The sequence below is a fragment of the Kitasatospora aureofaciens genome (assembly GCF_019192735.1).
In the GTDB taxonomy this organism is placed as follows: Bacteria; Actinomycetota; Actinomycetes; order Streptomycetales; family Streptomycetaceae; genus Kitasatospora; species Kitasatospora aureofaciens_A.
The window spans coordinates 1-19,844 of the sequence record NZ_JAHTKP010000039.1; the positions used below are offsets into that span (position 1 = coordinate 1).

Annotated in this window: 20 protein-coding genes; 11 read left to right on the forward strand and 9 right to left on the reverse strand. The window is 72.0% G+C overall.

From position 1 onward, the window contains the following. Positions 1-523 (reverse strand): hypothetical protein (locus tag KV557_RS28845; RefSeq protein WP_218204462.1); only part of this gene is annotated, 523 nt, incomplete at its 3' end. Between the two features lie 1,053 nt (positions 524-1,576). On the opposite strand from KV557_RS28845, the gene KV557_RS28850 reads away from it, so the two are divergent. After that, positions 1,577-2,449, forward strand: coding sequence for a Bax inhibitor-1/YccA family protein (locus tag KV557_RS28850; protein ID WP_218204463.1), 873 nt, complete (start codon positions 1,577-1,579; stop codon positions 2,447-2,449). Positions 2,450-2,549: 100 nt separating this feature from the next. Next, entirely contained in the window at positions 2,550-2,927 is a 378-nt protein-coding gene (locus tag KV557_RS28855; protein WP_218204464.1) for a hypothetical protein, read from the forward strand. Between the two features lie 83 nt (positions 2,928-3,010). On the opposite strand, the gene KV557_RS28860 is transcribed toward KV557_RS28855, so the two are convergent. The 3 genes from KV557_RS28860 to KV557_RS28870 form a co-directional block, all read right to left on the reverse strand. Then, the gene (locus KV557_RS28860; protein ID WP_308130128.1) at positions 3,011-3,961 is read right to left on the reverse strand and encodes a hypothetical protein; all 951 of its coding nucleotides are present in this window, start codon (positions 3,959-3,961) and stop codon (positions 3,011-3,013) included. A gap of 311 nt (positions 3,962-4,272) precedes the next feature. Further along, complete coding sequence (locus tag KV557_RS28865) at positions 4,273-5,493, reverse strand: acetyl-CoA C-acetyltransferase (RefSeq protein ID WP_218204465.1); 1,221 nt, start codon at positions 5,491-5,493, stop codon at positions 4,273-4,275. 62 nt (positions 5,494-5,555) lie between these two features. Then, positions 5,556-6,674, reverse strand: a complete 1,119-nt coding sequence (locus KV557_RS28870; protein ID WP_218204466.1) for an SGNH/GDSL hydrolase family protein — start codon at positions 6,672-6,674, stop codon at positions 5,556-5,558. Between the two features lie 243 nt (positions 6,675-6,917). Here KV557_RS28870 and KV557_RS28875 point away from each other — a divergent pair, with 243 nt between their 5' ends. From KV557_RS28875 to KV557_RS28885, 3 genes are all read left to right on the forward strand, one after another. Next, on the forward strand, positions 6,918-8,318 hold the full coding sequence (locus tag KV557_RS28875; protein ID WP_218204467.1) for a cystathionine beta-synthase: 1,401 nt from the start codon (positions 6,918-6,920) through the stop codon (positions 8,316-8,318). A 448-nt stretch (positions 8,319-8,766) separates the two neighbouring features. Then, complete coding sequence (locus KV557_RS28880; protein WP_218204468.1) at positions 8,767-9,105, forward strand: hypothetical protein; 339 nt, start codon at positions 8,767-8,769, stop codon at positions 9,103-9,105. Positions 9,106-9,286: 181 nt separating this feature from the next. Next, the gene (locus KV557_RS28885; protein WP_218204469.1) at positions 9,287-10,561 is read left to right on the forward strand and encodes a L,D-transpeptidase; all 1,275 of its coding nucleotides are present in this window, start codon (positions 9,287-9,289) and stop codon (positions 10,559-10,561) included. Positions 10,562-10,693: 132 nt separating this feature from the next. On the opposite strand, the gene KV557_RS28890 is transcribed toward KV557_RS28885, so the two are convergent. Further along, on the reverse strand, positions 10,694-11,056 hold the full coding sequence (locus KV557_RS28890) for a cupin domain-containing protein (RefSeq protein ID WP_218204470.1): 363 nt from the start codon (positions 11,054-11,056) through the stop codon (positions 10,694-10,696). 117 nt (positions 11,057-11,173) lie between these two features. Then, positions 11,174-11,839, reverse strand: a complete 666-nt coding sequence (gene msrA / locus KV557_RS28895) for a peptide-methionine (S)-S-oxide reductase MsrA (RefSeq protein ID WP_218204528.1) — start codon at positions 11,837-11,839, stop codon at positions 11,174-11,176. A gap of 115 nt (positions 11,840-11,954) precedes the next feature. Between msrA and KV557_RS28900 the strand changes: the two genes are divergently transcribed. Then, a complete protein-coding gene (locus tag KV557_RS28900; RefSeq protein WP_218204471.1) occupies positions 11,955-13,109 on the forward strand; it encodes a cystathionine gamma-synthase in 1,155 nt (384 codons plus the stop codon). On the opposite strand, the gene KV557_RS28905 is transcribed toward KV557_RS28900, so the two are convergent. Further along, positions 13,106-13,591, reverse strand: a complete 486-nt coding sequence (locus tag KV557_RS28905; protein ID WP_218204472.1) for a MarR family winged helix-turn-helix transcriptional regulator — start codon at positions 13,589-13,591, stop codon at positions 13,106-13,108. The two genes, KV557_RS28900 and KV557_RS28905, sit on opposite strands and share 4 nt — an antisense overlap. 122 nt (positions 13,592-13,713) lie before the next feature. Here KV557_RS28905 and ilvA point away from each other — a divergent pair, with 122 nt between their 5' ends. The 3 genes from ilvA to KV557_RS28920 all read left to right on the forward strand — a co-directional run bounded on the left by ilvA (position 13,714) and on the right by KV557_RS28920 (position 17,060). Then, positions 13,714-14,925 carry a threonine ammonia-lyase gene (gene ilvA / locus KV557_RS28910; protein ID WP_218204473.1) on the forward strand — a complete coding sequence of 404 codons (1,212 nt, stop codon included), beginning with the start codon at positions 13,714-13,716 and terminating at the stop codon, positions 14,923-14,925. Positions 14,926-15,130: 205 nt separating this feature from the next. After that, the gene (locus KV557_RS28915) at positions 15,131-16,201 is read left to right on the forward strand and encodes an ATP-binding cassette domain-containing protein (RefSeq protein WP_218204474.1); all 1,071 of its coding nucleotides are present in this window, start codon (positions 15,131-15,133) and stop codon (positions 16,199-16,201) included. 1 nt (position 16,202) lies between these two features. Next, on the forward strand, positions 16,203-17,060 hold the full coding sequence (locus KV557_RS28920; RefSeq protein WP_218204475.1) for an ABC transporter permease: 858 nt from the start codon (positions 16,203-16,205) through the stop codon (positions 17,058-17,060). Between the two features lie 115 nt (positions 17,061-17,175). Here KV557_RS28920 and greA read toward each other — a convergent pair whose 3' ends face one another. Then, positions 17,176-17,676 carry a transcription elongation factor GreA gene (gene greA, locus KV557_RS28925; protein WP_218204476.1) on the reverse strand — a complete coding sequence of 167 codons (501 nt, stop codon included), beginning with the start codon at positions 17,674-17,676 and terminating at the stop codon, positions 17,176-17,178. Between the two features lie 331 nt (positions 17,677-18,007). After that, positions 18,008-18,421 (reverse strand): DUF4307 domain-containing protein, encoded by a 414-nt coding sequence (locus tag KV557_RS28930; RefSeq protein ID WP_218204477.1) that lies wholly within the window; start codon positions 18,419-18,421, stop codon positions 18,008-18,010. 241 nt (positions 18,422-18,662) lie between these two features. Between KV557_RS28930 and mca the strand changes: the two genes are divergently transcribed. Further along, positions 18,663-19,568, forward strand: coding sequence for a mycothiol conjugate amidase Mca (gene mca, locus KV557_RS28935; RefSeq protein WP_218204478.1), 906 nt, complete (start codon positions 18,663-18,665; stop codon positions 19,566-19,568). A gap of 49 nt (positions 19,569-19,617) precedes the next feature. After that, positions 19,618-19,809, forward strand: coding sequence for a hypothetical protein (locus KV557_RS28940; protein ID WP_218204479.1), 192 nt, complete (start codon positions 19,618-19,620; stop codon positions 19,807-19,809). Positions 19,810-19,844 lie beyond the last annotated feature (35 nt).

The following is a 19,844-nucleotide window of genomic DNA, read 5'->3' on the forward strand; positions in this document are numbered from 1 at the left end:
GCAGTGAGATCTGGTCCTCCCCAGCGATCTCGGCCGCCGATCGGCCGGCGAGCAACGCGCACAGCACATGTTGCTCACGGGGGGTCAGGGCGGAGAACCGTCGTGCTTCCTGCTCACGCTCCCGGAGCACGGCGACCAGGCGAGCCGAGTCATGAGCAGCCACAGACCGCCGCAGTAGCCGATCCAGACCCGCGACGAGGTCGGTGAAGGGCTGATCGGCGTCCAACACCGCTGTGGCGACCCGACGCTCCACAAAGTCGGCCAGAACGGAGAATGGGCCTCCCGCGCTCACAGCGACGACAAGCGGACGCGGGCGGCCGACCAGGGCCGCCCGGGGATCCGGAAGCCGTCCTTGGGCATCCGCGATGAGGACCAGCTTGCCCGCAGGCCCGATCTCCCTCGCGGCACAGGCCAGCGCTTCCTCGCCTGACAACTGGACGGCGCGCCACCCAAGGACAGTCAAGGCCGCCCCGAGCGCCACGGACAGGAGAGCGCTGCCTGGCAACAGCCAGACGCATTCCACGCCCGTCACGTCACCAGACGCGGCCGGCGTGGATGCCGCGGCGCACCACCCTGGCTCCGGACGCGAACCCGGCTTCCCGAGCTGGCAGGCCGGGGCGCCCGGTTCGCGTCCGGGGCCAGGCCGGGCGGGCGGGCTCGTGCAAAGTCGTCCGGACGATCATCCCGGCTGGGGACAGGTGCTCACTGGTCCAGGCCCGGCAGGACCCTCCGCCAGGCCTTTCCTGGGCCGGCGCCTTCGGGGCGCGGATCGAAGCAGCGGGGGCGTGCGAGCAAGGCGCGGCCGGGCGGCGACGGCGGCAGCGACTGGTCGAGGGAGTCCTCATGCCGGAGGCTCTGCCCGGCCAGTCGCAGCCCCGAACCGCGCCGCCACCCGGAGGGAGCAGCCCGGCGGGTATCTATCCGATAACACGCGTCCGGGCCGGAACTTCCACGATCGCAGGCAGGCAGCGCGGGTGCTTCGCTTGGGGCGGCGCCCGTGGTGAGAAGCAGGGCGCTGGGGTTGAGGATCGCGCCGGGAGCGGGCATGGGCATGGTCCCTTTCGCAGGTGAGGGGGCCAGGGGTCGGGTGTGCGGGGCGCGGCGTGGATCCGCCCGGCCGTGCGGCCCGGTAGGACCGGCCCGCAGCGGGCTGGGCTAATTGGCGACGAGGGTCCTGTCCCTCTGCGGGCGTTGGTCGGTCCGTGCGCCGGTTCGCCGGCGCTGGCGGCGGCGTGACGGGGCGTCCGTGCGGGTGGCCGTGCCGCGGTGTCCAACGTTCGGGGGGCGTTCCCGAGCGTGTTCCCACGGGAACAGAACGGCGGGAAAGTACGGCATGATGCGGGGTGAAGCGGGAAGATTCGGGGAAATTCTTGCTGGTCACAGCATCGTCCCAGGTCAGACAGGGGGACGGCTACGGTTCGAGTCCGGCTCCGGGCACCGCTCGACTCGCGGGGGCGCCGACGGCGTCCCCGCCGGGAGCCCGCCGGCAGATCCTCCTCGCGGCGTATCCCGGAACTTTTGCCAAGCCATTACCCTGGTGCGGGGCGGTGCAGTGCCGCCACGGAGGGAATGAGCAATGAGAAGCAGCAACCCGGTCTTCTCGCGGGAGGGGTCCTTCACCCGCGAGCCCGGCTACGCGGGGTTCGGAACGGCCCCGCAGGCCGGGGGCCCCTACGGCAACAACCCCTACGCGGGAAGCCCCTACGCCCAGCAGCCGCAGGGCCAGGGCCCGCTGACCGACGAGCAGCTGTACGCGATGTACAACGGGCCGTCGGCCGGCCCGCTCGCCACCGGGCGGATGACGCTCGACGACGTGGTCGCGCGGACCGCCATGACGCTCCTGACCCTGGTCGCCGCCGGCGCGGTGGCCTGGTTCGCGCTGCCGTTCAAGAACTTCGGCTTCGCGATCGCCGCCAGCCTGGTGGCCTTCGTCGTCGGCCTGGTGGTCTCCTTCAAGCGGAGTGTCAGCCCGCCGCTGATCCTGCTGTACGCCGGCCTGGAGGGCTTCGCGCTCGGCGCGGTGACGCACGCCTTCAACACCATCTGGCCGGGCATCGCGATCCAGGCGGTGCTGGGCACGGCGGCGGTCTTCGCGGCGATGCTGTTCGCCTACAAGAGCGGCCGGATCCGGGTCACCCCGCGCTACACGCGGATCGGCATCGCGATCGCGATGGGCTTCGTGCTGCTGCTGGCGATCAACGCCATCGCGGCGATGTTCGGCGCCGACCTCGGTCTGCGCTCCGGCCCGCTGGGCATCGTGGTCGGCCTGATCGGCATCGGCCTCGGCGCCTTCTTCCTCTCGCTGGACTTCGCCGCCATCGAGGAGGCCATCGCCGAGGGCGCGCCGCAGAAGGAGGCCTGGCGGGCCGCCTTCGGGCTCACCCTGTCGCTGGTCTGGATCTACGTCGAGATGCTGCGCCTGATCGCGATCCTGCGCGGCGACGACTGATCGCCCGATCGGGACGTCCCCGCCGTACCCACTGCCGCCGGGCCCCCGGAGCGAGACCGCTCCGGGGGCCCGGCGGCGTAGGGCCCGTAGGCTCCTCTGCATGCATGACGTACAGCCCCTGGTCGAAGCCGTCGACGCACTGGCGGATCGTTTCCGCTCGCTGCCGCAGAGCAAGCTGCTGGGCGCCGTGCCCGGACACGGGTCGCGGGCGGCGGCCGCGCTGGCGCTGGCGCGGCGGCTGGCCGCGCTGGGGCTGGCGGTGGAGGGCGGGCCGGAGCGGGAGTTCCCGGACGCCGGGGCCTTCGCGGTGGGGGACCAGCTCGCCGTTGCCGGGCACGACCTGGCGGTCGCGCTGGCGGCCCTGCCGGAGGGCACCGAGGTGGCGCTGCCGGAGGCGCTGGGCGGGCCCGCCGACGCGCCCGCGGTGCTGGCCGGGGCGGTGGCGGCGATCGGCGAGACGGCCGCGCTCTGCGCGTAGCCCCGTCCGGACAGGCCGAAGGCCGCCCGGGTCGGTAACCCCTTGACCCGGGCGGCCTTCGGCGCGGCGCTGGTGAGCGGTCGTCAGATGCTGGCGACCACCCGGTCGGCGAGCACGTAGACGGCCTCCTCGGCGGTGGAGAAGGTCAGCGAGTACGAGCCGGAGAAGCGCGAGCCGCCGAGCAGCCGGACGTGCTCACCGGCCCGGACCGCGTCGATCAGCCGGTAGGCGGCCTCCCGGTCGCCCGGGGCCACGCACAGCGTGGTGCCGTCGGCGAAGGCGTACACGTCCAGGGTGCCCAGCGGGCCCGGGCGGACGTCGATCAGCGCGACGCCCTCATCGGCGAGGGTGGCCAGCCGGGTGTCGGTCCACTCGCGGGACGGCGCCTGGCTGGGCACGAAGTCGGGGTGCGAGGGGTGGCGGCGCGGGTCGGGCGCGGCGACCGGGGCGTCCTCGACGGCCGGTTCGGCGTCCAGCAGCCCGGCCTCCAGGCCGGTGGCCAGCAGGTCGGCCTCGCGGCGGGCCCGGGCGTCGCCGGCCGGCTCGGCGGCGGGGCCGGCGGCCGGGTGGCCGGAGCGCAGCGGCGCGCCGCCCTCGGGGCCGGGCTCGGCCGCGGCGCCGCCCTCGCTGATCAGGTCCTCCAGCGCGGAGCGCAGCGCCTCGCCGAATTCCGGGTCCATCGTCCCGGCGTTGTCGGCGGCGTCCTGCGGGCCGGTCGGACGCGGGAAGAACACCGGCCATTCCTCGGTGCCGGCGAACACGCCGGCGAACGGGGAGTCGAACAGTGGCGCGTCCTCGGCCGCGCGGGCCTCCTGCTCGGCCCAGAACGCCCGGGCCTCGGTGATCTCCCGCTCGCGGTCGGCGGCGAGCGCCTCGGCGACGGCCCGGCGTATCGCGGCCTCGTCGACCGGCGCGGGCACGGTCCGGGCCGCGGCCTGCGCGTCCAGCCGGCGGGAGAGTCCGCGGAGGTGGAGCAGTACGGCGGTCGACACGGTGATCAGGATCAGCAGCAGGATGGTGTAGACGGCGCTCACGGAACGTACTCCTAGCGAGGAGCGGAACGGGGTTACGTGTCCACACTGCCGCATGCGGGGGTGTTACCGCAGTGACGAATGTCTAATTTGTCCGGGACTTTCGCTCTTGTCCTCAAATTGTTAGGTAACACCGTTCTACGCTGCGGAGTTGATCCGCTCCGCACTGTCGATTTCCGGGCCGAAAACGAAAGGAATGAGGGCCGGATCGACCTCGCGGTGTGATCCGGCCCTCAATTACTCTGCGTCACTCCAAATGGGTGGTCCAGACCCTTGGGGCTTGACGCGGAGTGCGGCGGGGGGTGGGGGAGGGGTCAGCTGAGGCGCTCGATGACCATCGCCATGCCCTGGCCGCCGCCGACGCACATGGTCTCCAGACCGAACTGCTTGTCGTGCCACTGCAGGGAGTTGATCAGCGTGGTGGTGATCCGGGCGCCGGTCATGCCGAAGGGGTGGCCGACCGCGATCGCGCCGCCGTTGACGTTCAGCCGGTCCAGGTCGATGCCGAGGTCCCGGTAGGAGGGGATGACCTGGGCGGCGAAGGCCTCGTTGATCTCGACCAGGTCGATGTCGCCGATGGACAGGCCGGCCCGCCGCAGCGCCTGCTTGGAGGCCTCGACCGGGCCGTAGCCCATGATCTCGGGGGAGAGCGCGCTGACGCCGGTGGAGACCACCCGGGCGAGCGGGGTGATGCCCAGCTCGCGGGCCTTGGTGTCGGACATGATGACCAGCGCGGCGGCGCCGTCGTTCAGCGGGCAGCAGTTACCCGCGGTCACCGTGCCGTCCGGGCGGAACACCGGCTTCAGGCCCGACACGCCCTCCAGCGTGACGCCGGCGCGCGGGCCGTCGTCCGTGCTGACCACGGTGCCGTCCGGGAGCGTCACCGGGGTGATCTCGCGCTCCCAGAAGCCGGCCTTGATGGCGGCCTCGGCGAGGTTCTGCGAGCGGACGCCGAACTCGTCCTGCTCGGCGCGGGTGATGCCCTTGAGCGCGGCCAGGTTCTCGGCGGTCTGGCCCATCGCGATGTAGGCGTCCGGCAGCAGGCCGTCCTCGCGCGGGTCGTGCCACTCTCCGCCGCCCTCCTCGGCGCGGCGGGCGGTGCGGGCCACCGCCTCGTCGAAGAGCGGGTTCATGGTGCCCGGCATGCCGTCCGAGGTGCCGTGGATGCTGCGCGAGACGGTCTCCACGCCGGCCGAGATGAAGACGTCGCCCTCGCCGGCCTTGATCGCGTGCAGCGCCATCCGCGTGGTCTGCAGCGAGGACGAGCAGTAGCGGGTGATGGTCGCGCCGGGCAGGTAGTCCATGCCCATCTGGACGGCCACGATGCGGGCCAGGTTGTGGCCCTGCTCGCCGCCGGGCAGGCCGCAGCCCAGCATCAGGTCGTCGATCTCGCGCGGGTCGAGCTGCGGCACCTTGGCGAGCGCGGCCTGGATGATGTGGGCGGTCAGGTCGTCCGGGCGGACGTCCTTGAGCGAGCCCTTGAACGCCCGGCCGATCGGCGAACGGGCGGCGCTGACGATGACGGCTTCGGGCATGGCGGGCTCCTCGCTGAGTGACGGCGGACTGGCGTCCGGGAGGAAAGTTACCGCCTGGTAGATCAGGCGTCACCCGTGGCAGCGTGTGAGCTGGCCGACGTGTTCCCGGGAGCGGTGGGGGCCTCCTTGGTGGGTCCCTCCAAGGGTCCCTCGGCAGGTCCTTCGATGGGGCCCTCGGCCGCCCACAGGGCCGGCAGGCCGATCCGCAGGCGGTGGCGCAGCAGCGCCCAGCGGCGGGTCGCACCCTCGGCCTCGACCCCCGCCACCTCGGTACCCGCCCGGCTCGCCGCGGCGGCCGCGGCCATCGCCACCGGCAGGACCGTCTCGCCCGGCACCGGCCCGGCCGGCCGCTCCTCCTCCGGCCACAGGCCCAGCGCGGCGCACAGCGACGGCAGGACGGCCATCGCGGCGGTCGCGTAGCCCTGGGCCGAGGGGTGGTAGCGGTCGGCGGCGAACATCTCCGGACGCGCCGCGAACTCCGGGCCCAGCAGTGAGCCCAGGGAGACCGTCCGGCCGCCCGCCTCCACCACGGCGATGGTCTGCGCGGCGGCCAGCTGGCGGCTGAGCCGGCGGGCCACCCAGCGCAGCGGCGGGCGCACCGGCTTGATCGTCCCGAGATCCGGGCAGGTGCCGACCACCACCTCGCAGCCGTTCGCCCGCAGCGCCGCCACCGCCTCGCCGAGCTGGCGGACGGCCAGCTGGGCCGGGCTGTGGCGGGTCACGTCGTTGGCGCCGACCATGATGACGGCGATGTCGGGGTGGTGCGGCAGGGCCTGCTCCAGCTGGCCCGAGAGATCGGCGGACCGGCCGCCGGAGCGGGCCACGTTCACCAGCCGGACCGGGCGCTCGGCCACCGAGGCGAGGCCGGCGGCGAGCAGCGCGCCGGGGGTCTCGCGGGAGCGCAGCACACCGAGGCCGGCGCCGGTGGAGTCGCCCAGGACCGCGAGCACGAGCGGCGGCTGCGGGGCGGCGGAGACGTCGGCGAAGGCCTCGCCGTAGACGCCGTTGGCTTTTGGCGGGTCGCCGTCCAGGACGCCGATGGCCTGGACGGCGAGTCTGCTCTCGGTCAGCAGCAGGCCGACCAGGCCGACGCCGATCAGGCCGAGCCCGCCGCCGCCGTACGCCGCCGCGGTGGCGATCCGGCGGGCCACTCGGGCCCGCGAGTCCTGTGCCCCTGGCATCCGGTGCCCCCTTCGCGTCCTCGTGCCGCCCCCTCCGGGGCCACGGAAATGCTGCACACCCCTCCTACCCGCGCGGAGGCCGGGGCTACCGGTGGGGTGGGCCGATTGGTGGGGCGGGGGTGGGGCCGCTGCGCGGGGTCGGTGTGGTGCGGGTGGGGCGGAAGGGCGGGCTGGGGTGGGCGGCACGCCCTAGGCTTTGCAGTACCGAAAGCACTCGCATGCCCACAGACCGGGAGGACCCCCGTGCGGTACCACAACTCGATCATCGACCTGGTCGGCAACACGCCACTGGTCAAGCTGAACAAGGTCACCGAGGGCATCAGCGCGACGGTGCTGGCGAAGGTCGAGTACTTCAACCCCGGCGGCTCGGTGAAGGACCGCATCGCGATGCGCATGATCGAGGCCGCCGAGGCCTCGGGTGCCCTCAAGCCGGGCGGCACGATCGTCGAGCCGACCTCCGGCAACACCGGTGTCGGCCTGGCGATCGTGGCCCAGCAGAAGGGCTACAAGTGCATCTTCGTCTGTCCCGACAAGGTGTCCACCGACAAGATCAACACCCTGCGCGCGTACGGCGCCGAGGTGGTCGTCTGCCCGACCGCCGTCGCCCCGGAGCACCCGGACTCGTACTACAACGTCTCCGACCGCCTGGTCCGTGAGACCCCGAACGCCTGGAAGCCGGACCAGTACTCCAACCCGGAGAACCCGGCCTCGCACTACCACTCCACCGGCCCGGAGCTGTGGGAGCAGACCGACGGGAAGATCACCCACTTCGTGGCGGGTGTCGGCACCGGCGGCACAATCTCCGGCACCGGCAACTACCTGAAGGAGGTCTCCGGCGGCAAGGTCAAGGTGATCGGCGCCGACCCGGAGGGCTCGGTCTACTCGGGCGGCACCGGCCGGCCGTACCTGGTCGAGGGCGTCGGTGAGGACTTCTGGCCCACCGCCTACGACCGCAACGTCGCGGACGAGATCATCGCCGTCTCCGACAAGGACTCGTTCCAGATGACCCGCCGCCTGGCCAAGGAGGAGGGCCTGCTGGTCGGCGGCTCCTGCGGCATGGCCGTGGTGGCCGCGCTGGAGGCGGCCCGCAAGCTCGGCCCGGACGACGTCGTCGTGGTGCTGCTGCCGGACGGCGGCCGCGGCTACCTGTCGAAGATCTTCAACGACGACTGGATGGCCGACTACGGCTTCCTGCCCTCGTCCACGGACGAGGCGCACATCGGCGAGGTGCTGGTCCGCAAGGAGGCCATCGAGCAGGGCGGCATCCCGCAGTTCGTCCACATGCACCCCAACGAGACGGTTGCCGAGGCGGTCCGGGTGCTGCGCGAGTACGGCGTCTCGCAGATGCCGGTGGTCTCTCCGGGGGCCGGGCACCCGGACATCATGGCCGGCGAGGTGATCGGCTCGGTGGTCGAGAAGCTGCTGCTGGAGGGCATCTTCGCGAAGGAGATCGAGCTGACCGACACGCTGGACAAGGTGATGTCCAAGCCGCTGCCGGTGGTCGGCTCGGGCGAGACGGTCACCAACCTGATGACCGTTCTGGAGAAGGCCGACGCCGCGGTGGTGCTGGTGGAGGGCAAGCCGCAGGGCATCGTCACCCGCCAGGACCTGCTGGGCTTCCTCACCGGCCGCGCCGCGCACTGACGTGGTGTCACCGCACTTGGCCCGCAGGGCGGATGTGAAGGATTCGTGCACGGGCGAAGTGGTACACCGGCGTCACCTGTCCGCAGCACGGGGTTAACAACGCTCCGGCATCGTGGTGGTCAACGGCAAGACGCCGAGCGAGGCGACAGTCACCGTCCGGGAGCGGCTCCCCGGCGGTAGCGGTCGGCTCCGGACACGTCGGGCGGCCCTGACCCGGCCGCCGTGTCCGCCCTCCCCGACCGGTATCGGATCGGAGGGGGCCTACCGCGGGAGGCGCCGTCGTCCCGCCCCTGTCCGGCTCCGGCCGGTCGACAGGGGGAGGCGGCTCCCGCGGCAACCACCGCGCCGCAGGGCGCGTCTCCGCGGCTCCCGGGTGGGGGAGCCCAGGCGGAGAGCGGGCGGGCCGGTCCTTCTCCGAGGGACCGGCCCGTCCCGTACGCTCGCACGCATGACCAGCACTGAAACGACCGGCCAGGACGCACCGCGCTACGTCCGGCTCAAGATCGAGCTCATCGCGGAGATCACCGACGAGGGCGCCCTGAAGGAGGCGGCCCTGCGGCAGGTGGCCGACGACGAGTACCTCGACGACGAGGAGCGCGCTCAGTCCGTCGAGGCCATCGAGGTGGACCCGTCGGGTTCGCTCGCTCACTTCATCGACCCGGTGGCGCTGCTCGGCGACGTGCCGGGCATCGAGCTCGCCTCGGCGACCTGGGAGTCGGCGCAGACCGAGTTCGACCCGGACAGCGAGGAATGGGACGAGTACACGGTGGACGAGTCCGCCGAGTAACCACGGATTTCGGCTGCGGAAACGCCCGGTCTGCCAGTGCAGGCCGGGCGTTTTGTCCCTATTCCATGGGAAGTTGGGTCATCTCATACGATCGCTTACTCTTCGGTGATGGAACCGTGAACGGGCATATTGCGTTTCTGTATCCGTATATGCCCGGGATGATCAGCAGGGAGAACGCGACGTGACGGCACGCGACGGTCAGGGCCGGTCGGCCGGGGGGAACTGGAGCCGGCGCGGCGTACTCGCGGGCCTGATCGGTGCCCCCGTCCTCCTGCTGGCGGCCTGCAACGACACCAAGAGCGCCGACGCGGGCGGCTCCGGCGGCTCGGGCGGTTCGGGCAGCGGCACCCCGGGCTCCGGCGGCAGCAGCGCGCCGAAGACCTCGGCCGCCGTGATCACCGTCACCCCCGCCGACGGGACGGCCGCCGCCAGCTTCAGCGACCCGGTCAAGGTCACCGTCACCGGCGGCACCCTGGGCACCGTCAAGGTCGCCGACTCCACCGGCAAGGAGCTGGCCGGCCAGCTCGCCGCCGACGGCACCAGCTGGACCTCCGCCGCCGCGCCGGTCAGCGGTACCAAGTACACCGTCGCCGCCACCGCTCTGGACAAGGACAAGCTGGAGGCGGACGCCAACGCCGTCTTCACCACCGCCACCCCGGCCAACACCTTCGTGGGCTACTTCACCCCCGAGGACGGCTCGACCGTCGGCGTCGGCATGCCGGTCTCCATCAACTTCAGCAAGCCGATCACCGACCGCAAGGCCGTCCAGCAGGCGATCACCGTGACGGCCGAGCCGGGCGTCGAGATAGTCGGGCACTGGTTCTCCAGCACGCGCCTCGACTTCCGGCCGCAGGAGTACTGGGCGAAGGGCACCAAGGTCACCCTCAAGCTCCGGCTCAAGGACGTCGAAGGCGCCAAGGGCGTGTACGGCACCCAGTCCAAGGACGTGCGCTTCACCATCGGCCGCGCCCAGACCACCGTCGCCGACCTCGGCGCCAAGAAGCTCACCGTCACCACGGACGGTCAGGTCAGCGCCGTGTACAAGATCTCCGGCGGGGCGCCCGACCACACCACGTGGGGCGGCAAGATGGTCATCTCCGAGCAGTACGAGCAGACCCGGATGAACTCGCAGACCGTCAACCTCGGCAGTGAGTACGACATCGCCGACGTGCCGCACGCCCAGCGGCTCACCACCTCGGGCACCTTCATCCACGGCAACTACTGGTCGTCGACGTCGATCTTCGGCAGCCAGAACACCAGCCACGGCTGCGTCGGCCTGCAGGACGCCAAGGGCGCGCAGGACTCCGGCACGGACGGCTACAAGTTCTACAAGAGCTCGATGATCGGCGACGTCGTCGAGGTCGTGAACTCCGGTGACAAGACCGTCGACCCGGCCAACGGCCTGAACGGCTGGAACCTCGGCTGGGCCGAGTGGAAGGCCGGCAGCGCGATCTGACGCCGCCAGCTGAAAACACTCCTCGGGCGGACCGAACCTCGCGGTCCGTCCGAGGAGTCAGGTGGGTGTGAAACGCGAGCAGACACAGCGACAGGACGCCGAGTTCGGCGCGCACGCTCTGATCGGGCCGGTTCACCTCTTCGCGTAGTCGGCGAACCCCTGCCAGTCGACGACGACACAGGGCTCGTCACCCAGGATCCAGGCGTCGTGCCCGGGCGGGCAGATCATGAAGTCGCCGGGGCCGAACTCGGCCTCCTGGCCGTCGTCCATGACGATCTTCATCCGGCCCGAGATCACGTACCCCAGGTGGGCGGCCTCGCAACTGTCGGTCCTGGCGATCGGCTTGACGTGTTTGGACCACTGCCAGCCCGGCTGGAACACGGCCCGGCCCACCGGGCCCGCGTCCAGGTTGACCAGGCGCAGCTCCCCCATGCCCTCTTCGAAGGGGCGGACTTCCTCGGGGTCGTCGAAGTTCTTGCGGACGAGACCGGACATGGCGCACTCCTCTCCACGAGGGCGGCCCGGCCACCGAACGGTGGCCGGGCCGCCCCGCCGGTGCCTCCAGTCTGCGCCCGGCCCGGGGAGCGGTCACTTTGGGTGGCCGGCCCCCGGTCAGCCCTGGGTACGGGCCACCCCGATCGGGCAGGAGGCGCCGGTGCCGCCGAGGCCGCAGTAGCCGTTGGGGTTCTTGGCGTCGGACAGGTACTGCTGGTGGTACGGCTCGGCCGGGTAGAAGGGGCCGGCCGGGGCGATCTCGGTGGTGATCGCGCCGAGGCCGAGGGCGGTCAGGGCCGGCTGGAAGGCGTCCCGGGTGGCGGTCGCGGCGGCGGCCTGGGCGGGGGAGTGGGTGTAGACCGCCGAGCGGTACTGGGTGCCCACGTCGTTGCCCTGGCGATTGCCCTGGGTCGGGTCGTGCGCCTCCCAGAAGGTCTTCAGCAGCCGCTCGTAGGAGGTCACCGCCGGGTCGAACACCACCCGGACCGCCTCGGTGTGCCCGGTCAGCCCGCTGCACACCTCCTCGTACGTCGGGTTCGGGGTGTGGCCGCCCTGGTAGCCGACCAGCGTCGTCCAGACGCCGGGCAGGCGCCAGAACGTCCGCTCGGCGCCCCAGAAGCAACCCAGCCCGAAGTCGGCCACCTCCAGCCCCTCCGGGTACGGGCCGGTGAGTGGGTGGCCGAGCACGGTGTGCGGTTCGCGCAGGGTGAAGGGCGGCGCTTCCCGGCCGGGCAGCGCCTGGTCGGCGGGGACGAGCGAGGTCTTGTGGCGGTTGAACAGCACGGCCTGCTCCATCGGGGTAGGGAGGGTTGCCCAGGGTTCAACGCGGGGGGCCGCCCGCGGATTCCGTCCTGCTGTTCCGGCGGGCGCCCGGGCGTACGACCACTACGCTCGGACCATGACCGAGCACCAGCTTCCCCAGGGCTTCGAGACCCTCGCCATCCACGCGGGTCAGGAAGCAGACCCCCAGACCGGGGCCGTCGTCACGCCGATCTACCAGGTGTCCACCTACAAGCAGGACGGGGTGGGCGGCCTGCGGGGCGGTTACGAGTACAGCCGCAGCGCCAACCCGACCCGCACCGCGCTGGAGGAGTGCCTCGCGGCGCTGGAGGGCGGCGCCCGCGGCCTCGCCTTCGCCTCCGGACTGGCCGCCGAGGACACCCTGCTGCGCACCATCCTCAAGCCGGGCGACCACATCGTGATCCCCAACGACGCCTACGGCGGCACCTTCCGGCTCTTCGCCAAGGTGCTGACCCGCTGGGGCGTCGAGTTCTCCGTCGCCAACACCCAGGACCTGGAGACCGTCCGCGCCGCGCTGCGGCCCAACACCCGCGCGGTGTGGGTGGAGACGCCGTCCAACCCGCTGCTGGGCATCACCGACCTGGCCGCGCTCGCCGAGATCGCGCACGGCGCCGGCGCGCTGCTGGTGGTCGACAACACCTTCGCCAGCCCGTACCTGCAGCAGCCGATCTCGTTCGGCGCGGACGCCGTCGTGCACTCCACCACCAAGTACATGGGCGGCCACTCGGACGTCGTCGGCGGTGCGCTGGTGCTGGCCGACGCGGCCCTCGGCGAGGAGGTCGCGTACCACCAGAACGCGATGGGCGCCGTCTCCGGCCCGTTCGACGCCTGGCTGGTGCTGCGCGGCATCAAGACGCTGGGCGTCCGGATGGACCGGCACAGCTCCAACGCGGAGAAGGTCGCCGAGCTGCTGGCGGGCCACCCCAAGGTCAGCCAGGTGCTCTACCCGGGCCTGCCCGGGCACCCCGGCCACGACATCGCGGCCAAGCAGATGAAGGCATTCGGCGGCATGGTGTCGTTCCGGGTCGCGGGCGGCGAGGAGGCGGCGGTCGAGGTCTGCAACCGTGCGCAGCTGTTCACCCTCGGCGAGTCGCTGGGCGGCGTGGAGTCGCTGATCGAGCACCCGGGCCGGATGACCCACGCCTCGGCGGCGGGCTCGCCGCTGGAGGTCCCGGGCGACCTGGTGCGCGTGTCGGTCGGCATCGAGTCGATCGACGACCTGCTTGCCGACCTCAAGCAGGCGCTGGGCTAGGGCTGTTGACCCTGCCGGTCGGCCGTGTATGACTCCATCGCGAGGTTGAAGCGGGCCAGCAGGGTGCAGAACGCGTGCTGCTCCTCGGGGTGCCAGCCGGCCACCAGGCGGCGGGTCAACTCAGCCCGCCCGTCCCGGACTTCGGCGAGGCGGTGGGCGCCGACCGGGGTCAGCGCGAGGCGGACGGCGCGGCGGTCGGCCGGGTCCTGGACCCGGCCGACCAGCCCGGCCGCGACCAGCGGGGCGACCTGTCTGGTCACCGTGGAGGAGTCGACGCCGAGCGCGTCGGCCAGTGCCTTGACGATGGCGGGCCCGTGCCGCTCCAGGCGGTCGAGCAGCAGGTAGGCGGCCCGGTCCAGCGCGCCGACGCCGTCGGAGGTCCGGACCTGTTCCATCCGGCGGGCGAACAGCGCCAGCTGGTACTGGAGTTGGGTGTGCACGGGGTCGGTGCGGTCGGTGGCCTGGGGCGAGGTCGTCGTCATCGCGGCTCACGATCGTCGTGCGGTGAGGGAGGCTCAGAAGCAGCAGCGTACGCGGGCCGGGCGGGCCCGGGAACAGTCCCGGCATCCCGGATTGCCCGCCCCCGCCGCCGTAGGCTGGCGTTATGCACACGTGGCCGATCACGCTCGACGACGTCCGGGGCGCCCAGAAGATGCTCGCCGGGGTCGCCCGGGTGACCCCGATGGAGGGCAGCCGGCACCTGTCCGAACTGATCGGCGCGCCGGTCCACCTGAAGTGCGAGAACCTCCAGCGCACCGGCTCGTTCAAGCTGCGCGGGGCGTACGTGCGGATCGCGGGACTCACGCCCGTGCAGCGGGCCGGCGGAGTGGTCGCGGCGAGCGCCGGGAACCACGCCCAGGGGGTGGCGCTGGCGGCCTCGCTGCTGGGCGTCCGCTCGACCGTCTTCATGCCGGTGGCCGCGCCGCTGCCCAAGGTCGCGGCGACCCGCGCGTACGGCGCCGAGGTCCGGCTGCACGGCAGCTCGGTGGACGAGGCGCTGCAGGCCGCGCAGCGGTACTCGGAGGCGACCGGCGCGGTGTTCATCCACCCCTTCGACCATTGGGACGTGGTCACCGGCCAGGCCACCGTCGGGCTGGAGATCCTGGAGCAGTGCCCGGAGGTGCGGACCATCCTGGTCGGGGTGGGCGGCGGCGGGCTGATGGCCGGGATCGCGGCGGCGGTCAAGCCGGTGCGGCCGGACGTGCGGGTGATCGGGGTGCAGGCGGCGGGCGCCGCCGCGTACCCGCCCTCGCTGGCGGCCGGGCGCCCGGTGTCGCTGGAGCACTTCGCGACCATGGCCGACGGGATCATGGTCGGCCGGCCCGGGGACATCCCGTTCGAGGTGATCAACACGCTCGCGGACGGCATCAGGACGGTCTCCGAGGACGCGCTGTCGCGGGCGCTGCTGCTCGGCCTGGAGCGGCTGAAGCTGGTGGTCGAGCCGGCCGGAGCGGCCCCGATCGCGGCACTGCTGGAGCAGCCGGAGACCTTCGAGGGCCCGGTGGTGGCCGTCCTGTCGGGCGGCAACATCGACCCGCAGCTGATGCAGCGGGTGTTGCGGCACGGGCTGGCGGCGGCCGGGCGGTACCTGTCGCTGCGGGTGCGGCTGGCGGACAAGCCGGGCTCGCTGGCCGATCTGCTCGGCGTGTTGACCAGGGTGGACGCGAACGTGCTGGACGTCGCGCACGTGCGGACCGACCCGCGGCTGGGGCTGACCGAGGTCGAGGTGGACCTGCACCTGGAGACCAAGGGGCCGGAGCACTGCGCGGCGGTGGTCGGCGAACTCCGGGACGCGGGGTACGTCGTCTCCAGCTGAGCCCCGGGCCCAGTTCCGATCATTCAGTGTCAGTGGTGCCCGTCATGATGGCGGAGCCTTGACCCTTGACGCGATATATCGCGAGCTGGCACACTCGCGATACATCGCGTTCTCTGTCCTCGGGCGAAAACCGAGTCGTCCGCGTACCCCTGTACGGGTCACAGTGGGACAGATCGCCCCTTCGTCCGAGGAGATGAGGCAGGCCATGGCGCCAGCCATCCAAGCCGAGAACCTGGTGAAGACCTTCGGCGACGTACGAGCCCTGGACGGCGTCAGCCTGGACGTCCCCGAGGGCACGGTGCTCGGGCTGCTCGGCCCGAACGGCGCCGGCAAGACCACCACCGTGCGGGTCCTCACCACCCTGCTCCGCCCCGACTCCGGCCGCGCGGTGGTCGCCGGGGTCGACGTCCTCAAGCACCCCAACCAGGTCCGCAGCCTGATAGGCCTCTCCGGTCAGTACGCGGCGGTCGACGAGTACCTCACCGGCTTCGAGAACCTCCAGATGGTCGGCGAGCTCTACCAGATGACCGCGCGCGCCGCGAAGGCCCGCGCGCTGGAGCTGCTGGAGTGGTTCAACCTCACCGAGGCCAAGGACCGCACCGCCAAGACCTACTCCGGTGGCATGCGCCGCCGCCTGGACCTCGCCGCCGCGCTGGTCGTCCGGCCGCCGGTGATGTTCCTCGACGAGCCGACCACCGGCCTCGACCCCCGCAATCGGCTCGCGCTCTGGGAGGTCATCGAGACCCTGGTCGAGCAGGGCACCACGCTGCTGCTCACCACCCAGTACCTGGAGGAGGCCGACCGGCTCGCCCACGACATCGCCGTGGTCGACCACGGCCGGGTGATCGCCCGCGGCACCGCCGACCAGCTCAAGGCACAGATCGGCGGCGAGCGGATCGAGGTCGTCGTGCACCGGGCCGACCTGGTCGCCGACGCGGTCGCGACGCTGTCCGGGTACGCGCTCGGCGAGCCGGCCGTCGAGCGGAACACCCGCAGGATCACTGTTCCGGTCAGCGGCGGCGCCCGGGTGCTCGCGGACGTCATCCGCGACCTGGACGCCCGCTCGATCGAGATCGACGACATCGGCCTGCGCCGGCCGACCCTGGACGACGTCTTCCTCACCCTCACCGGGCACGTCGCGGAGGCGGCGGACGAGGAGAACGGCACGGACGCCACGGGCCGCGGCCGGGGAGGGCGCGGCACGGGCGGCACGGCGGGCGACGAGAGCGGCCCGGACCAGGACAAGCAGGCCGTCGCGGCCGGAACGGAGCTGTGAGATGAGCACCGCCACCGAGCACGCCATCGGCGCCGCGATACCCCGGCAGCGCCGGGGGCTGTCCGCCACCCTGCACGACTCCTGGGTGGTCGCCAAGCGCAATCTGCGCCGGATGTCCAGGATCCCCGAGATCGTGGTCTTCGGGCTCATGCAGCCGGTCATGTTCGTGCTGCTGTTCTCCTACGTCATGGGCGGGGCGATCCAGATCCCCGGGACGCACGCCAGCTCCAACTCGTACATCCAGTTCCTGATGGCCGGCATCTTCGCCCAGACCGTCACCTTCGCCACCGCCGGCGCCTCCGCGGGCATCGCGGAGGACATGACCAAGGGCCTGGTGGACCGGTTCCGCTCGCTGCCGATGGCCCGCTCGGCGGTGCTGGTCGGCCGCACCCTGGCCGACCTCTGCCAGACCGCGTTCACCGTGATCGTGCTGGCCCTGGTCGCGCTGGCGGTCGGCTGGCGGATCCACGACGGGGTGCTCCGCGCGCTCGGCGCGTTCGTGCTGCTGCTCCTGCTCGGCTACGCCTTCTCCTGGATCGGCGCACTGATCGGCCTGTCGGTGCGCAGCCCCGAGGCGGCCACCTCGGCCGGGCTGATCTGGCTGTTCCCGCTGACCTTCGTCTCCAACGCGTTCGTGCCGGTCGGTTCGATGCCGGGCTGGCTGCAGGGGATCGCGTACTGGAACCCGTTCAGCGCGACCGTGCAGGCCTGCCGCGACCTGTTCGGCAACCAGGTCGGGCCGGTGGACAGCGCCTGGCCGATGCAGCACGCGGCGCTGGTGTCGATGCTCTGGTCGGTGCTGATCACCGCGGTGTTCTCCTGGCTGTCGGTGCGCAAGTACCGCTCGGCCGTGGGCTGAGCCGCGCCCGGACGCGCCGAAGGGCGGCCGCAGGGACTCTGCGGCCGCCCTTCGGCGGGTTCACGGCTCTTGCGGCTGCCTCAGCCGGCGTACGGCGTGACTCGCTGCGGCCGGATCAGCCGGCGTACGGCGTGACCTTGAGGATCTTCACCATGGCCGGCTTGCCGTTCGGCAGCTCGTAGGTGGCCTCGTCGCCGATCTGCTTGGCGTCGATCGCGCGGCCCAGCGGCGACTGCGGGGAGTAGACGTCCAGGTCGTCGGCGCCGGCCACCTCGCGCGAGGCGAGCAGGAACTCCATGGTGTCGTCCTCGTCGCCGTCGAAGGCGACCACGACGACCATGCCCGGGGCCACCACGCCCGAGTCCGCGGGGGCCTCGCCGACCTTGGCGCGCTCCAGCAGCTGGGTCAGCTGGCGGATGCGCAGCTCGTACTTGCCCTGCTCCTCCTTGGCGGCGTGGTAGCCGGCGTTCTCCTTGAGGTCGCCCTCCTCGCGCGCCGCCTCGATCTTCTGGGCGATCTCGATGCGCCAGGGCCCGGTCAGGTGATCCAGCTCGGCCTTGAGCTGGTCGTAGCCGGCCTGAGTGAGCCAGGTCACGTTCTCACTGGTCTGGGTCACGGGTGCTCCTCGTAGGTGCTGGGGCTGTGCTGAGGGTGTAAGTCGTCAGCAGGGAGGGTTGGTGGTGATATCGGTCTTAACTACAAAGCAACGCCCGCTCCCGTACCATCCGGTGCGGAAGGGGCGAAACCACGAGCCTAACAAGTCCTGCCGACAAGCGGGAGGGTCGTTGGCGCGCCATTGACGACAGCGTTGCGCCAAGGTGTACACCAGCGGAGTACGGGACTTCCTCTGGATGCCCGTTCACGGGATCGAATATGCGCCGCCCGCCGGGCCGGGCGCCACCGAATACCCGGCGCGTTCGTGGGTCATTCGGCCGGCGTTTCGCGGGTCACTTGGCCGGCGTGCAGCCCAGCAGCTCGGCGGTGGTGCCGCGGGCGGTGGTGCGCAGGCTGACCACCGCGTCGTAGCTGGACCCCGCGGCCGGGACCGGGAAGTCGGCCACCCCGACCACCGAGCCGTCCTGGCCCTGCGAGCGGACCGTACAGCTGCCGGCCGTGCCGTCGCTCTTGCTCACCGCCAGGTGCAACTGCACCTCGGCGTCGGAGACCGCCTGGAAGGTCGGCACCGAGCCGTTGATCTTCGTCTCCCGGAGCAGGTACGAGCCGCCCAGCCAGGCGATCAGGCCCAGACCCAGGACGCCGCAGACCGCGCCGACCACCTTCAGGCGGCGGTCCGACTCGCGGTCGCCGCGCCGGCCGTAGCGCCCCTCGGGCAGCTGCGGGGTGGTGGTGTCTGCGGTCATGGGGCCGAGTCCTCTCCGGGGGAAGGGCCGCGCGGGTGGTGCGGGGGAATGCGGCGCTCCTCCAGTCCGTCACTATAGGAGGGGCACGCCCGCGGCCGATGCGGCGGGGGCAGGGCTCGGTCGCGCCGGCGGGTGTCCGGCGGCCGGTCCCGCGGCGACGCGGTCCCGAAACGAGCGGCTCGGACGGCGGGCAGACCGGACTTTGCGGGACGCCCGGACTATCTGGAAGGAACGCAAGGCGTTGACTGAGCAGTTGCGACTGATGGCGGTGCACGCCCACCCGGACGACGAGTCCAGCAAGGGTGCGGCCACCATGGCCATGTACGTCGACCAGGGGGTGGACGTACTCGTGGCCACCTGCACCGGGGGCGAGCGCGGGTCGGTCCTCAACCCCAAGCTGCAGGGGGACCCGTACATCGAGGAGAACATCCACGAGGTCCGGCGCAAGGAGATGGACGAGGCGCGGGCGATCCTCGGGATCAAGCAGGCCTGGCTGGGCTTCGTCGACTCCGGCCTCCCCGAGGGGGACCCGCTGCCTCCGCTGCCGGAGGGCTGCTTCGCCCTCCAGGACGTGAAGGAGGCGGCCGAGCCGCTGGTCCGGCTCATCCGCGAGTTCAAGCCGCAGGTCATCACGACCTACGACGAGAACGGCGGCTACCCGCACCCCGACCACATCATGACCCACAAGATCACCATGGTGGCCTTCGACGCCGCCGGCGACCCGGACGCCTACCCGGAGGCCGGCGAGCCCTGGCAGCCGCTGAAGCTGTACTACAACCACGGCTTCCCGATGGGCCGCATCCGCGCCCTGCACCAGTACCTCACCGAGCACGGCCACGACTCGCCGTACGGCGAGTGGATCGAGGGCTGGGAGAAGAGCGGCCGCAAGGAGCGCGAGATCACCACCCGGGTGCGCTGCGACGACTGGTTCGAGACCCGCGACCGCGCGCTGATCGCCCACGCCACCCAGATCGACCCGGACGGCCCGTGGTTCCGCGTCCCGCTGGAGGTCCAGCGCCAGGTCTGGCCCACCGAGGACTACGAGCTCGCCCGTACCCTGACCGATGTGGACCTGCCGGAGGACGACCTGTTCGCCGGCCTGCGCACCCCCACCCTGGCGGCCGAGGCCGCCGACTCGCGCGACTGACCCACCCCCCGATGGCCCGGCTCCCCGTGAGCCGGGCCACCATAGAGATATGAGTGCCCCCGTGAACCTCGTCCGCCTCGCCGCCGACCTCGCCGTCGACGACGCCAAGGTCACCCCCGGTCTCCTCGGCTTCGTCGTGTTCGCCGCCCTCGGCGTGGCCACCTGGTTCCTGGTCAAGTCGATGAACCGGCAGTTCAAGCGCGTCAACTTCACCGAGGAGCCGGAGTCCCCGAAGGAGTGAGTCACCGGCCCCCGTCCGGGCGGTGATGCGCGAGG

Bases quoted from the DNA above. Each gene is read 5' to 3' on its own strand.
- KV557_RS28865 (WP_218204465.1), bottom strand. From the start codon at position 5,493: ATGCCCGAAGCCGTCATCGTCAGCGCCGCCCGTTCGCCGATCGGCCGG.
- KV557_RS28870 (WP_218204466.1), bottom strand. From the start codon at position 6,674: ATGCCAGGGGCACAGGACTCGCGGGCCCGAGTGGCCCGCCGGATCGCC.
- KV557_RS28890 (WP_218204470.1), bottom strand. From the start codon at position 11,056: ATGTCCGGTCTCGTCCGCAAGAACTTCGACGACCCCGAGGAAGTCCGC.
- KV557_RS28930 (WP_218204477.1), bottom strand. From the start codon at position 18,421: ATGACCGCAGACACCACCACCCCGCAGCTGCCCGAGGGGCGCTACGGC.
- KV557_RS28915 (WP_218204474.1), top strand. From the start codon at position 15,131: ATGGCGCCAGCCATCCAAGCCGAGAACCTGGTGAAGACCTTCGGCGAC.
- KV557_RS28855 (WP_218204464.1), top strand. From the start codon at position 2,550: ATGCATGACGTACAGCCCCTGGTCGAAGCCGTCGACGCACTGGCGGAT.
- KV557_RS28905 (WP_218204472.1), bottom strand. From the start codon at position 13,591: ATGACGACGACCTCGCCCCAGGCCACCGACCGCACCGACCCCGTGCAC.
- KV557_RS28880 (WP_218204468.1), top strand. From the start codon at position 8,767: ATGACCAGCACTGAAACGACCGGCCAGGACGCACCGCGCTACGTCCGG.
- KV557_RS28900 (WP_218204471.1), top strand. From the start codon at position 11,955: ATGACCGAGCACCAGCTTCCCCAGGGCTTCGAGACCCTCGCCATCCAC.
- ilvA (WP_218204473.1), top strand. From the start codon at position 13,714: ATGCACACGTGGCCGATCACGCTCGACGACGTCCGGGGCGCCCAGAAG.
- KV557_RS28850 (WP_218204463.1), top strand. From the start codon at position 1,577: ATGAGAAGCAGCAACCCGGTCTTCTCGCGGGAGGGGTCCTTCACCCGC.
- KV557_RS28940 (WP_218204479.1), top strand. From the start codon at position 19,618: ATGAGTGCCCCCGTGAACCTCGTCCGCCTCGCCGCCGACCTCGCCGTC.
- KV557_RS28920 (WP_218204475.1), top strand. From the start codon at position 16,203: ATGAGCACCGCCACCGAGCACGCCATCGGCGCCGCGATACCCCGGCAG.